Origin of the sequence: Simiduia agarivorans SA1 = DSM 21679 (assembly GCF_000305785.2) — a bacterium.
Taxonomy (GTDB): Bacteria; Pseudomonadota; Gammaproteobacteria; order Pseudomonadales; family Cellvibrionaceae; genus Simiduia; species Simiduia agarivorans.
The window spans coordinates 3,566,960-3,579,816 of record NC_018868.3 but is presented as its reverse complement, the minus strand read 5'-3'; the positions used below and the strand labels follow the sequence as shown (position 1 = coordinate 3,579,816).

10 protein-coding genes are annotated in these 12,857 nt (G+C 58.5%); 9 read left to right on the top strand and 1 reads right to left on the bottom strand.

The window, feature by feature from the left end:
- Positions 1–100 precede the first annotated feature (100 nt).
- Complete coding sequence (locus M5M_RS16145; RefSeq protein ID WP_015048572.1) at positions 101–1,138, bottom strand: AraC family transcriptional regulator; 1,038 nt, start codon at positions 1,136–1,138, stop codon at positions 101–103.
- 121 nt (positions 1,139–1,259) lie between these two features.
- Here M5M_RS16145 and pepN point away from each other — a divergent pair, with 121 nt between their 5' ends.
- From pepN to M5M_RS16095, 9 genes are all read left to right on the top strand, one after another.
- Complete coding sequence (pepN, locus tag M5M_RS16140; protein ID WP_016389772.1) at positions 1,260–3,887, top strand: aminopeptidase N; 2,628 nt, start codon at positions 1,260–1,262, stop codon at positions 3,885–3,887.
- 267 nt (positions 3,888–4,154) lie between these two features.
- The gene (locus tag M5M_RS16135) at positions 4,155–5,159 is read left to right on the top strand and encodes a 3-oxoacyl-[acyl-carrier-protein] synthase III C-terminal domain-containing protein (RefSeq protein ID WP_015048570.1); all 1,005 of its coding nucleotides are present in this window, start codon (positions 4,155–4,157) and stop codon (positions 5,157–5,159) included.
- On the top strand, positions 5,159–6,157 hold the full coding sequence (locus M5M_RS16130) for an NAD-dependent epimerase/dehydratase family protein (protein ID WP_015048569.1): 999 nt from the start codon (positions 5,159–5,161) through the stop codon (positions 6,155–6,157). Before M5M_RS16135 ends, M5M_RS16130 begins: the two co-directional genes overlap by 1 nt.
- Entirely contained in the window at positions 6,154–6,996 is an 843-nt protein-coding gene (locus tag M5M_RS16125) for an MBL fold metallo-hydrolase (protein ID WP_015048568.1), read from the top strand. The genes M5M_RS16130 and M5M_RS16125 overlap by 4 nt, the downstream gene beginning before the upstream one ends.
- On the top strand, positions 6,997–8,355 hold the full coding sequence (locus M5M_RS16120) for a F390 synthetase-related protein (RefSeq protein WP_015048567.1): 1,359 nt from the start codon (positions 6,997–6,999) through the stop codon (positions 8,353–8,355).
- Complete coding sequence (locus M5M_RS20255; RefSeq protein WP_015048566.1) at positions 8,339–10,609, top strand: GNAT family N-acetyltransferase; 2,271 nt, start codon at positions 8,339–8,341, stop codon at positions 10,607–10,609. The genes M5M_RS16120 and M5M_RS20255 overlap by 17 nt, the downstream gene beginning before the upstream one ends.
- Positions 10,606–11,631, top strand: coding sequence for a Rieske 2Fe-2S domain-containing protein (locus M5M_RS16105; protein WP_015048565.1), 1,026 nt, complete (start codon positions 10,606–10,608; stop codon positions 11,629–11,631). The genes M5M_RS20255 and M5M_RS16105 overlap by 4 nt, the downstream gene beginning before the upstream one ends.
- Before the next feature lie 17 nt (positions 11,632–11,648).
- Positions 11,649–12,215 carry a cob(I)yrinic acid a,c-diamide adenosyltransferase gene (locus M5M_RS16100; RefSeq protein ID WP_015048564.1) on the top strand — a complete coding sequence of 189 codons (567 nt, stop codon included), beginning with the start codon at positions 11,649–11,651 and terminating at the stop codon, positions 12,213–12,215.
- Positions 12,216–12,842 (top strand): Rossmann-fold NAD(P)-binding domain-containing protein, encoded by a 627-nt coding sequence (locus tag M5M_RS16095; RefSeq protein ID WP_015048563.1) that lies wholly within the window; start codon positions 12,216–12,218, stop codon positions 12,840–12,842. It abuts the gene before it with no gap.
- Positions 12,843–12,857 lie beyond the last annotated feature (15 nt).

The following is a 12,857-nucleotide window of genomic DNA, read 5'->3' as shown; positions in this document are numbered from 1 at the left end:
ATCATACATAAAAAAGTCGCCACGGTGATTTTATATGTAGGTTTTTGTCTATTTAGCTGTAAAAACGCGGTAGTGGGGTCTAAGCATAGACGCTGACGCCCTAACGGGCCGCCAACTCCTCGTGGAACTGGGGCTTATCGCGTAAACCGTTGCGGTATTCGCGCGGGGTCATGCCCTGCCATTGGCGGAAGGCGCGGGTAAAGGCGCGGGGCTCGGAGAAATCCAGCTGCCGCGCCACATCGCCGATGGCCAGGCTTTTATTGGCCAACAGATCACAGGCCAGGTCGGCGCGCAGGTTGTCCTTGATTTGCTGATAACTTTTGCCCTCTTCGCTCAACCGCCGGCGCAATGTCTGCTCGGAAATGTCCAGCCGTGCAGCCATCTCATTGGCCGTGGGCAATAGCAGCACCTGCCCCGGTGCCGGCTGCAACATCTGGTTAATCCGCGCTGTCAGGCTGGTGTCTTCACCGGGGATGGTGAGCATGTCGATGGGCGCGCGGCGCAGGAATACCTGCAACTCGCGCTTGGTTTTCACCAGGGGTGATGTGAGGTAGCTGCGGTGAAACACCAGTCGGTTGTATTTGCTCTTCAGGTGGGTGGGGCAGCGGAACAACAGCCGGAACTCTTCGGCATCGATGGGCGTGTAGTTAATGTAAGCGCCCACCAACTTAATCGGTTTGCCGATAAACCAGCTGGCAAACCGGTGCCAGATCACGTGCCAGTACTCGATGTAAAAGTGCTCGAAATCCAGTTCCGGCCGTTTGAATACAGTGGTGAGGTAGACGTGGTCGCCTTCCACTTCCAGCGACATGGTGAGCTCGTCGGTAATCTGGTTATAAAAGCGTATGCCGCGCTGGAACAGCTCTTCCAGATTGGCCGCGGTGGACACATAGTCCGCCATGAGCGCAAAAGTGCCGAGCTTAATCGGGCGCTCGGTAAAACCCATGAACTCGTCATTGAGCGCCTTGGCAATACCAAAATACAGTTTCGCCACCAGATCCACGTGAATGCGCGCCTTCGGGTCGCGCAACGGCCGTTCGGGAATGCGCGCCATGCGCAGCAACGCTTTGGGATTCAGGCCCCGGGCCTTAGCGCCGCCCAGGGCACTTTTGATGTAGTGGGTTCCGATTGTGGCCATAATGCCCTCGTGCTGAGACGAAAAGCATACCTCAGGCGGTAAAAGGGATGAAAGCTCGGGGACTTTATTCGTTTCTATCTATTGGACCCAACAAATCTATTAACCATCCATGGACCGCAGAATGACATCGACTCTATTGCGCCGCCTGCCCTTACTGGCGGGCCTGACCACCGCCCTGTTGCTCGGCGCCTGTAGCCAGAACACCGTCAACCCCGGCGTTGAACCGCGCGAAGCCGCGCCCTACCTCACTCGCGTTGAAGCCGCCTCGCGCGCGGCCCGGGTGAGCAATGTGCACTACCAGATGCACCTGGATCTGCCCGCTGACAATGTCCCCTTCAGCGGCCGGACAGTGATTGATTTTGACCTTAGCGATGCGAGCGCACCACTCACGCTGGACCTGGTAGATGGCACCGTGAGCGAAGTAAAGGTCAACGGCACAGTGGTGGACGCACCCCACAACGGCTTTTTCATCACCCTGCCGGCATCCAGCCTGCGCAAAGGGGCACAGCAGGTGGAAATCACCTACACCCACCCCTACCGTCGCGACGGTCAGGGCCTGCACTGGAGCAAAGATGCGGAGGATGGCGAGACCTACCTGTTCACCCAATTTGAGGACTACCACTTCAATAAGGTGTTCCCCGGTTTCGATCAACCCGACCTGAAAGCCACCTACCGCATGACCGTTACCGCACCGGCCCATTGGCAAGTGATTACCGCCAAGCGCGAATCCGCGGTGGAAGACGCCGGTGAAGGCCGCAAGCTGTGGACCTTCCCGCAAACGCAATTGTTCTCCACTTACATTTTTTCCATTCACGCCGGCCCCTACAAGGTGTGGGAAGACAATGACTTCCGCGTGCCGCTGCGCCTGTTCGCACGTCAGAGTTATGCTCAATACGTTGACGTGGACGACTGGTTTAAAGTCACCCGCCAGGGCTTCGATTTCTTCGACAACTATTTCGAATACGCCTACCCCTTTGGCAAGTACGACCAGCTGCTGGTGCCCGACTTTGTGTTTGGCGCCATGGAAAATGTGGGTGCCGTCACCTTTACCGAACGCCTGCAACCCCGCCGCGAGAAAACCCGCGCCGACCGCCAGCGCATGGCGGTGGTGGTGATGCACGAACTGGCACACCATTGGTTCGGCAATCTGGTCACCATGAAGTGGTGGGATGACATCTGGCTGAACGAAAGCTTTGCCGACCTGATGGGCAACTTCGCCACCGCTGAAGCCACTGAATACACTGAGGCAATGCAGAGCTTTTCCACCAGCCGCAAGAGCTGGGGCTACGCCGAAGACCAGTGGAATACCACGCATCCCATTGTGCAGGACATTCCCAACACCGAAGTGGTTATGGCCTCCATCGACGGCATTACTTACGCCAAAGGTGCCGCCACCCTGATCCAGTTGAAGCACCTGATTGGCGCCGATACTTTCCAGAAAGCCCTGGCGCTGCACTTTGATCGCTACGCCTGGAAAAACGCCAACCTGAATGATTTCCTGGGCACGCTGGGTGAAGCCGCCGGCCGCGATCTGTCGGGCTGGAGCGAACAGTGGCTGCAACAATCCGGCACCAATGCGCTCAAAGCGGACGTGCAATGCGACAACGGCGTGGTGACCAGCTTTGTGGTCAATCAATCGCCCGCCAATGTCAGTGGTGCACTGCGCGAACACAAACTGGACGCACTGCTGATCAGCACCGAAGGCGCGCGCTCATTAGTGGATATTCAGGTCACCGGCGAAAACTCCGCCCAGGAACAGGTGCGCGGCTACGACTGCCCGGCGTTCGTGTTACTGAACGCGTCCGACTATACCTTTGCCCGCATTCTGTTCGACGATACCTCAGTGAACTACCTGGCTAACCACCTGGCGGACTTCACCGATCCAGTACAAAAAGGGTTGATCTGGCGCGCACTGTGGGAAAGCGTGATTGACGGCGAATTGGCCGCCACCCGCTTCATCGACCTGGGCCTGAAATACCTGCCCAAAGAAAACGACCCGGCCCTGCTGGGTACCGTAGCGCGCAATGTACAGGGCGCATACAGCTACGTATTCCTGCGCCCGTTTGTGCGCGAATTCGGCCCGGAACAGGCGGAAGCCTATCGCGCGAAATTGGCGGCCATGGCCTGGGCCGGCTTCCAGACCGACGACCCCGCGCTCAAGCGCATCTGGTTTGGTCAGTGGACTGACTATGCCAAAGGAATTGCCGACCAGAAGCGCGCCACCCAATTGCTGGCCGGCCAAACACTTGGCACCGATGACCGTTGGACCCTGGCCGGCATGCTGGTGCGCACCGGGCACAAAGATGCCGAACTCTGGTTGGAAAAACTGAGCCAGCAGGACAGCTCGGACAAGGGCAAACTCAATCGCCTGGCCGCCGAATCACAAGCGCCCGATAAAGCCGTGAAGCAACGCTGGCTGACCGAAGTGAGTAATCCCGACACCACCTACGCCTACACAGATCTGCGCACCATTCTGTTCAGCATGATGCCGTTGGAGCAGCACGCGCTGAATCTCGAACTGGAGCAAGACATCCTGGTTGCCTTCCACGCGCTGACCAATGCCCAGCAACCGGCGTTACAGGCGACACTCGCCGGCGCCCTGCTGCCGCGCCATTGTAAAGCGGAAGGCGAAAGCCACTACCTGGCGCTGGCCGAGACGCAAGGCCTGGCCGGTACAGTGACCAAAGTGCTGAAAAAGACCGCGCAAGCGGAAACCCGCTGTGTGGCCGCGCAGGCCAAGCTGGATTAGTTTTCGTTCGACAACGAAAGACTTTACTCAAGTCCAACACAGCAAGAATGCCGCCAACAGAAGCTTGGCGGCATTCTTCATCCCCTGATAGGCACCTCTCGCTGATCCGCGTCCGACAACAAACCGTTTCACAGCTATGCAATTGGCCGACACGAAATGACGGCTTGGGCCTTTCCTATCAACTTCCCGCCGCGTCCCACATAAGCCTTGCAGTTCGTCGGCAGTTTGGACAAGCTTCTCTTTCACTATTGGAGTTTTGCCCTGGTAATGCCACAACACGTTCACCCTCTTAGAATTCTGGGCTCAAGCTGGGCACTGCCCGGCGATCCGGTCAGCAGCCTCGCTCTCGATGCAAAACTGAATCTGCCTGCGGGCCGGATTGCACAGGTCAGCGGTGTGACTCAGCGCTATTTTTGTCCAGCCGAACTTACGGCGGCGACAATGGCGGCGCAAGCCGTTGAAGGGGCACTCGCCAATGCCGGGCTCCGGCTGGATCAGATCGACGCCCTGGTGGCCACCTCCGGCACCATGGATCAGGGTTTACCCAGCAATGCCGCGCTGATTCTGCACGAACTCAAGGGCCCGCCCATGCCGGCCTTTGACATCAATGCCAGCTGCCTGAGTTTTTTGGCCGCGCTCGATAATTTACGCTGGCCGTTGGCCGCCGGTCGCTACCGACGCATTGTGCTGGTGGCAGCGGACGTGGCGTCTTGTGGCCTCAATTGGGACCAGCTGGAAGAAAGCGCCATCTTTGGCGATGGTGCGGCGGCCGTGGTGATCGGCGGCGACAGCCAGAAAACCGAGCAAAGCCGGATACTGGCTTCGCAGTTAACCACCTATGCAGAAGGCGCGCACTTTTGCGAAATACCCGCGGGCGGTTCCCGTTTTCATCCGAGCAGAATCCATCAGCCGTTCGCACCGCTGACCCGATTCAAAATGGACGGAAAAAAGGTATTCCGCCTTGCCGCCGAAAAAATTCCCGGTTTTATCGACGAGCTGCTCGACCTCGCGCAATTATCGCTGGCCGAAATCGATTGGGTGGTACCCCATCAGGCGAGCCATCTGGCACTGTCCCATTTGGAGCGACGGCTCGGCATCCCCTCCGATAAAGTGATTAACATTTTTGCCGGGCATGGCAACCAGGTGGCCGCGTCGCTGCCAACCGCACTGGCCATCGCCATCCACGACGGCCGGATACAACGGGGGCATAAACTGCTGCTCATTGGTACCGGTGCCGGGCTGTCCATTGGCGGCGCGATTCTGGAGTACTGATGAACATACTGGTGACGGGCGGAACCGGCTTTGTGGGCCGCCACATTGTCTGGCGACTGAGCGCAGAGGGGCACCAGGTGACCTTTACCGGCCGCAACGAACGTGCGGCACAGCAGGTACTGGCACACTCGCCCGGCAACGTCACATGGCTGGCCATTGATCACGCCTCGCCCGAAGCGGGCAAACAGATTCACCAGGCCAGCCAAGGCCATCAGGCGGTGGTTCACACCGCAGGATTATCTTCGCCGTGGGGACGCTACCACGATTTCTACAGCGCCAATGTCGAAAGTACCGAACAGGTGGTGAGCGCTTGTGAATCGCAGGGCGTACAGCGCCTGATTCACATTTCTACCCCGAGCCTGTATTTCCGCTTTGCCGATTGCCTGAACATTGATGAAGATTCCGTGCTACCGCCCCCGGTCAATCATTACGCCGCCACCAAGGCGCTGGCAGAAGCCCGGATACGCGAAAGCCGGATACCCAATACCGTGTTATTCAGGCCGCGGGCGATCTTCGGCCCCTGGGATAACACGCTGATGCCCCGACTGCTGCGGGTCATCGAAAAAAGCGCGGTACCCACGCCCCGACAGGGCCGTGCGCTGGTGGACCTGACTTACATCGACAACCTGGTGGATGCCGTACTGCTCGCCTTGCACCAACCATTGCCCGCCCGCTCGGTCACCTACAACCTGTCCAATGGCCAACCAATCTGTATCAGCGATTTGTTGAACGAAATCAGCACACAGTTTGATCTGACCGTGCGCAAGCGCAATCTGCCCTGGCCCGTGCTGTATGGTATCGCCTGTTGTCTGGAGGGATTGGGCAAGCTGACGCCCGATAAGGAGCCACTGCTCACCCGTTACAGTGCGGGCGTGATGGCCTTCAGCCAGACCCTGTGCCTGGACCGCATCCGCGCCGACCTGAATTATCAGCCGCGGGTGAGTTTACACGAGGGCATTGCCCGCTACGCCACCTGGTATCGGGATCAATTGCGATGAACACAGTATCCGTGGATTTTCTCAAAGTCGGCCATTGCAACCACCTCGCCTGCATGGCGGTCCGGGATGCGGCCTGTCAATCGACCGAGTTTCCATCCTATTGCGCGCTGATCAGTCACCCGACGCTGGGCCACCTGCTGTTCGATACCGGCTACGCCAACCATTTTGATTCTGCCTGCGCGCGCTATCCGGAAAAGCTGTACAAACAATTGCTGCCGATCCACTTGCCGCACGATGAACAACTGTGTGTCCAATTGCAGCAACGACACATTTTACCGGCGCAGATTGCGGGCGTGATTATTTCGCATTTTCACGGCGACCACGTGGCAGGTCTGAAAGACTTTCCGAAGGCCCGTTTTATTGCGAGCCGTGCCGACTGCATGCATTTGCAATCCCTGGGCCGTTGGCGTGCGACGACGCAAGGCATTTTACCCGGCCTGCTACCTACGGATTTCTGGCCTCGCGTGCAATACGCAGACACCTTCGCACCCTTGGACCTGCCCGGCTGGATGGCGCCGTTTGATCGCGGCTGGGACATGGCGGGCGATGGCAGCTTGCTGCTGATTGATCTGTCCGGCCACAGTGCCGGTCAGCTGGGCTTGTTACTTCCGCACAGCCAACAAGGCCCGGTGCTCCTTTGTGCCGATGCCTGCTGGTCACTGCCCGCCTGTCAACGGGGCGCACTGCCTTCACCCCTGGTGGGATTTTTTACCGCGAACTGGCGGCGCTACAAACACACATTCACAAATCTATCGACACTCAGCCGGCGCGAACCCGAGCTGTCGATTCTGCCGTCCCACTGCCCGGATGCGTTCCGGAAATTCCATGGAAAGCATTAAATGACCATCGGCAACAAGTTGCGGCTGCTGTGGCATTTTGTCTACACGCGCTGGTGGCTCCGGCATTTAAACCCGCAAGCCCTGGCGCGTCGACAGCAACGGCAGTTAACACGGTTCATCAGAAAAATTGGCCGATACGGCGCCTTTCGCGACACCCCCGAACCTGAGCGAAACGTGTCGATAGCCACCATGCTGGCGAGCCTGCCCACATCCGATAAGAACACCCTGCTGGCGCAGTTCGATCAATACAATATTGCCGCCATTAATATCCAACACGCGCTCAGCGTTGCACAACAAGCCGAAGCCACACGGGATTTCACGCCGGGAATCGGCGAGCTCAGCGTGGGCCTTTCCAGTGGCACCAGCGGCAGGCCCGGGGTATTTCTTGTCAGTGAACATGAACAGGCGCGCTGGGCCGGGATTTTATTAGCGAAGTTATTGCCCGCGCAGCTTTTACTACAGATACTTTTTTTCTGGCGCGCACCGCTGCGCATTGCCTTTTTTCTCCGGGCCGACAGCAACCTTTACCAAACGCTCAACACCCGCCGCATTGATTTCCGCTTCTTCGATTTAACCAAACCCTTGTGGGATCAATGCGCCAACCTCGATGAGTTCAGCCCGCAGGTGGTGGTCGCACCAGCCTCCGTTCTGCACCAACTGTGTGAATGGCAACAACAGGGCAAACTGAGCATTGCACCCACCGACATTGTCAGTGTGGCCGAAGTGCTGGATGAAAACGTCCGCGCGCTGATCAGCAAGGTTTTTCCGGCAGCCAGCCTGAGACAGATCTACCAGGCAACGGAAGGATTTTTGGGTTACAGCTGCGAAGCCGGCGGCCTGCATCTAAACGAAACCCACCTGATAATAGAACGCCAATGGATTGATGAAGAAAAAACCCGATTCCACCCAGTCATCACCGATTTTTCACGGGAAAGTCAGGCCATTGTGCGCTATCGGTTAGATGATATTTTACTCGCCCGCGCCACACCCTGCAGCTGTGGGCGCGCCGAATCCACCATCGCCGGCATTGAGGGGCGCGCGGACGAAGTGCTTTACGCCACATGCCGAGAGCACGGAACCATTAAGCCGCTGTTCCCGGATACCGTGCGACAACATCTGCTGGCGTTCAACCCGCCGTTACAGGATTACCGGATTATTCAAGAACTGGATCGCTGGCTGATACAATTAACCGAATCCGATCAGCAACACTTTCCAGCGCTGGCGGCACACCTGCAGATCCTGTTCCGGACTCACGCGCTCGAAGCGCCATCGCTCACTCTCCAAATCTGGACCGCTGGCAAACCCGGGGACAAAGTCCGTCGCCTTCTGTTCCGAGGCCATCATGCAAACGGCGCCTGACAAAATCCTGGTGCTGGGTGCACGCGCGCCCGCAGCGCTGGAGTGGGTGCGACGTCTTGGCCGCGAAGGCTATCAGGTGTGGCTGGCAGACTCGCTGGCATTTCCGCTTGCGCGCTTCAGCCGTTACAGCCAGGGGTTTCTTCACTTACCGCCACCGCGCACCCAGCTCGCGGCTTGGGCAAACACGCTGAATGAGTTCTTAACCCAGCATCAGATCCAGTGGGTCATACCCACCTGCGAAGAAGCGTTTTATCTGAGCCACTGCAAACCGTGGCTGCGTACGGAAACCGAATTTTTGTGCGCCGATTTTGAGCTGATGCAGCAACTGCACCACAAGGGCCGGTTTGCGGAATTGAGTCAACGCTGGTCCATCCGCACACCGGAAACCCGGGTTCTGCACGGGCGCCCAATACCGGACGCCCTGCGTCAGACGCCTGAGCAATGGGTGTTCAAACCCGCCTATTCACGCTTCGCCAATCGCACCTTAATCAAACCCAAGGCCGACGCCTTAAACCATCTTGCCCATGATGCGCACAATCCGTGGATCGCCCAACGGTTCGTGGCCGGTACCGAATACTGCTCCTACAGCCTGCTGCGCGACGGCAAATTACTGGCGCACTGCGTGTACCAACCCCGCTATCGTGCCGGGCAAGGCTCGGGCATGTATTTTGAACCGCATGATTTCCCGGACATCACCGCCTTTCTCGCCGAGTTCGGGCAAACCACCAGTTATACCGGCCAGGTGGGTTTTGATTTCATTCGCGCAGCCGACGGCAAATTCTGGTTGCTCGAATGTAACCCCCGGGCCACCAGCGGCATTCACCTGCTGGCCAACTGCCCCTCGTTAACACACGTGCTGACCCGGACGCAGGAAAAAGCCGAACCGCCCAGCCAGCCTCTCATGGTTATTCTGGCCATGTTGAGTTTCGGCTTGCCGCATTATTTTTCGCGGACTTTCTGGCGCGACATCGTGCGCGCCGACGACGTGCTGTGGCTGGCCCATGATCGTCGGCCCGGTTGGCTGCAGCTGCTACCTTTTACAGAAATTTTATGGCGGGCCCTACGACACCGCACCGGATTATTGGCGGCCGCTACCCGGGATATCGAATGGGATGGCAATGACTTGCCTGCGTGCAGTCTCGGTCCGGAGCGACAACGACTTACCGCAAAAACGCACGCCTATGTTCGCCTGCTGGCAAGCCGGCAGAATCAGACCATCAGAAACCTCAGGACCCAGCTCACGCAGGTGACGCTGGGGGGCTACCCGGTGCCCTGCTCAATCAATCATGGCGAGCCAGACAATTGCTATGTGGTATCACCCATGGCCACTTACATTGATTACGCCCGCTACGAGTGTTACCTGATACGGCCCGCCTGGCTGGGCCATGGCCTGCAAAAACTGATAGCGATAATCGGCACATTGCTCGGCAAAGCGCGTCTGGATGATGTGACCCACATCAACAACTGGCTGTTATCCACCAACCTCTACCCGCAGCATTTTTCCCAGCAGGAAATCCAGACGGCGCTGGCTGAATGCCTGCACGCCAACCCGGACAATGCCGTCGGGTTCCGTTCGTTGAATCACACAAGCAATGCCAGCCTGATCAGCAATCTGCGAAGGCTCGGTTTTATCACAGTGCCGAGCCGGCAGGTGTATCTGTTTGATGCGCGCAACCCTGACGGTGCTCAGCGCATTGCACAGCGACACAACAATAAAATTGATCGCAAACTGTTCGAAACATCCGGGTTGACCCAAGTGCCCGGCGCCGACTTTACCGACGCGGATTTTGTGCGTGCGGAATCGCTCTACAACCAACTGTATCTGGAAAAATACTCGCCGCTGAATCCACAATATACGGCGCAATGGCTCGCCGCCGGCCACCGCGATGGCTGGCTCGAATTGATAGGGTTACGCGCGCCCGATACGCAGCTGATGGGTGTGGTGGGCTTTTTTGCCCTGGGCGATACGCTGACCGCGCCGATTGTCGGCTACGATACTTCGCTTCCCCAAAGTCTGGGTTTATACCGTCAACTCACTCACCTGTGTATCGCCCGGGCATTGCAACAACGCCTGCTGTTGAATTTCAGTTCCGGTGCCGCGGGCTTTAAACGCTTGCGGGGCGGCGAGCCCGCCATTGAATACTCGCTGGTGTATATCCGGCATTTGCCGCTGCATCGCCGACTGGCCTGGACAATACTTTCCCTGTTGCTGAAAACCCTGGGCGTTCCTCTCATGAAGCTATTGAAACTATGACAGCTTTTCCCGATGGATCCCAATGCTGGTGGCCGGTGGCCGTCGCGCGCGAGCTCAGCGCCGATCGCCCGATGCGCCGTCAGCTGAACGGGCTGCCCCTGGTGATATTCCGCACCAATGAACTAAAACCGGCAGCACTGGTCGACGCCTGCCCACACCGGATGGCGCCCCTGAGTCAGGGGCAATGCACGCAAGGGCAGATTCAATGCCCCTATCACGGCTGGACCTTCGATGGGCAAGGTCGCTGTGTCCGGATACCGGGCATGCAGGATGCACACGCATTGAGCCGCAGGCCGCTGGTGCGGGCCTTGGGGTGCGTTGAATCCGCCGGGCTGATTTGGGTGCAGACCGAGGCCGGTGCCCCACTCAACTTGCCAGATGAATCCAACGGGGTCGACCAATTTTTTATGCAGTCTACGGTCGACGCCACGCTGCTCGATATCGCGGAAAATTTTCTGGAGGCGTTTCACACCCACTTTGTCCACCGCGGGCTGGTGCGGCGCGATACCCAACGCCAGCAAGTGGATGCGCTGTTGCGCCCGATCGACGGCGGGATTGAAGTGGCGTATCAGAATGAACAAACCCAGAACGGCTGGCTGTCGCGCTTATTTGAGCCCAGCCGGGGCGCCAGCTGGGGCCGCTTTTTGTGGCCCAATCTTGCGCAGATTGAGTATCATGATGCCCAACAGCGCCTGACCCTGCGGGTCGACCTGTGGATCACGCCCGTTGAAAATGAACGGCATCAGCTGTTTGCGCGTATCAGTACCCGCCGCGGCCTGTTGCCCGCGCGCGTAAAACAAATGTTGCTGACGCCCCTGTTCCGGCGGGTGTTGCAGCAGGACATCGCGATCACCGAAGCGGTGACGCACAACCGGCGCACATTTGAGCAACACCCCGACGCGTTGATGCACGGCAAACCATTGGATGCGCGGCACGACCTGATGGGCCCCGCATTGCGCACATTGTTCGAACAACAATCCAATGGCGGTATCGTAAATCGTCAGGCAACACTTTATCTGTAGAAAAAAGAGGACGCCAAATGGGCCACCGATTATCAAAAATTTACACCCGCACCGGCGACGATGGCACCACCGGCCTGGGCGATGGCGTGCGCATTGCCAAATACGATTTGCGCATGCAGGCCATCGGCGATGTGGATGAAACCAATTGCGCGGTGGGCTTACTGGTGGCGGAGCTTGCCAACGACGACGCCCTGCAACCCTGGCTCGCGCGCATCCAGCACCGGCTGTTTGATCTGGGCGGCGAGTTGTGCCTGCCGGATTACCACCTGATTAAAGAAGAGCACGCCACCGAACTGGAACAATGGCTGGATCAGCTGAACGACGACCTGCCCATGTTGAAGAACTTTATTCTGCCCGGCGGCTCCAAAGCTGCCGCCGCCGCCCATCAGGCGCGGGCGGTGTGCCGGCGCGCCGAGCGCACCATTGCGGCACTGTCGGCGGCCGATGCCCAATCAGCCCTGCCCGGCACCCGGCCCACGCTGCAGGCGTACATTAACCGGCTGTCGGATTTCCTGTTTGTTGCCGCGCGCACAGTGGCGCGCCGCGATGGTGGCCAGGAAGTGCTGTGGCAGCAGGGCGTTTAAGTGCGCCTGCTATTGCTGGGCGCCACCGGCGCGGTGGGTTCGGCTGTGCTGGATCTGGCGCTGAGCGAGGCACGCATTTCCCGGCTCATTGCACCCACACGCCGCCCGCTTGGCAACACCCATGTAAAACTCGACAATCCGGTCGTGGATTTTACCGCGCTTGATCCTGGCGCTGATTATTGGCGCGCGGATGCAGTGATCTGTGCATTGGGCAGCACCATCAAGCAGGCGGGCTCGCAAGCAGCCTTCGCGCGCATTGACCGTGATCTGCCCATTTCAATCGGCAAGCTTGCGCGGGCCAGAGGGGCCAGTCATTTCATCCTGAATTCTTCCGTGGGTGCCAGTGCCAGGGGCAGCTTCTATCTGCGCACCAAACATGAGGCGGAACGTGGCGTCGCGGCCTTGGGCTACCCGTGTGTCACCTGGGTCCGGCCATCCCTGATTGATACAGCGCGGGCGCAGCCCAGGCCCGCGGAGCAACTGGCCATCTGGTTATGCCGGCTACTCAACCCCCTGATACCCCGGCAATACCGATCGGTCCGACCCGGGCAGATTGCACAGGCAATGCTGAACTCAGCACTGGCGCCAAGGCCGGGGATCTCTATCGTCGAATCCAGGGATCTGTAAAAAATTTCTTTTTTT

What these genes read in the sequence shown, in the direction of transcription:
- M5M_RS16135 (WP_015048570.1), top strand. Translation starts at nt 4,155, where the DNA reads ATGCCACAACACGTTCACCCTCTTAGAATTCTGGGCTCAAGCTGGGCA.
- pepN (WP_016389772.1), top strand. Translation starts at nt 1,260, where the DNA reads ATGACATCGACTCTATTGCGCCGCCTGCCCTTACTGGCGGGCCTGACC.
- M5M_RS20255 (WP_015048566.1), top strand. Translation starts at nt 8,339, where the DNA reads ATGCAAACGGCGCCTGACAAAATCCTGGTGCTGGGTGCACGCGCGCCC.
- M5M_RS16100 (WP_015048564.1), top strand. Translation starts at nt 11,649, where the DNA reads ATGGGCCACCGATTATCAAAAATTTACACCCGCACCGGCGACGATGGC.
- M5M_RS16145 (WP_015048572.1), bottom strand. Translation starts at nt 1,138, where the DNA reads ATGGCCACAATCGGAACCCACTACATCAAAAGTGCCCTGGGCGGCGCT.
- M5M_RS16130 (WP_015048569.1), top strand. Translation starts at nt 5,159, where the DNA reads ATGAACATACTGGTGACGGGCGGAACCGGCTTTGTGGGCCGCCACATT.
- M5M_RS16125 (WP_015048568.1), top strand. Translation starts at nt 6,154, where the DNA reads ATGAACACAGTATCCGTGGATTTTCTCAAAGTCGGCCATTGCAACCAC.
- M5M_RS16120 (WP_015048567.1), top strand. Translation starts at nt 6,997, where the DNA reads ATGACCATCGGCAACAAGTTGCGGCTGCTGTGGCATTTTGTCTACACG.
- M5M_RS16105 (WP_015048565.1), top strand. Translation starts at nt 10,606, where the DNA reads ATGACAGCTTTTCCCGATGGATCCCAATGCTGGTGGCCGGTGGCCGTC.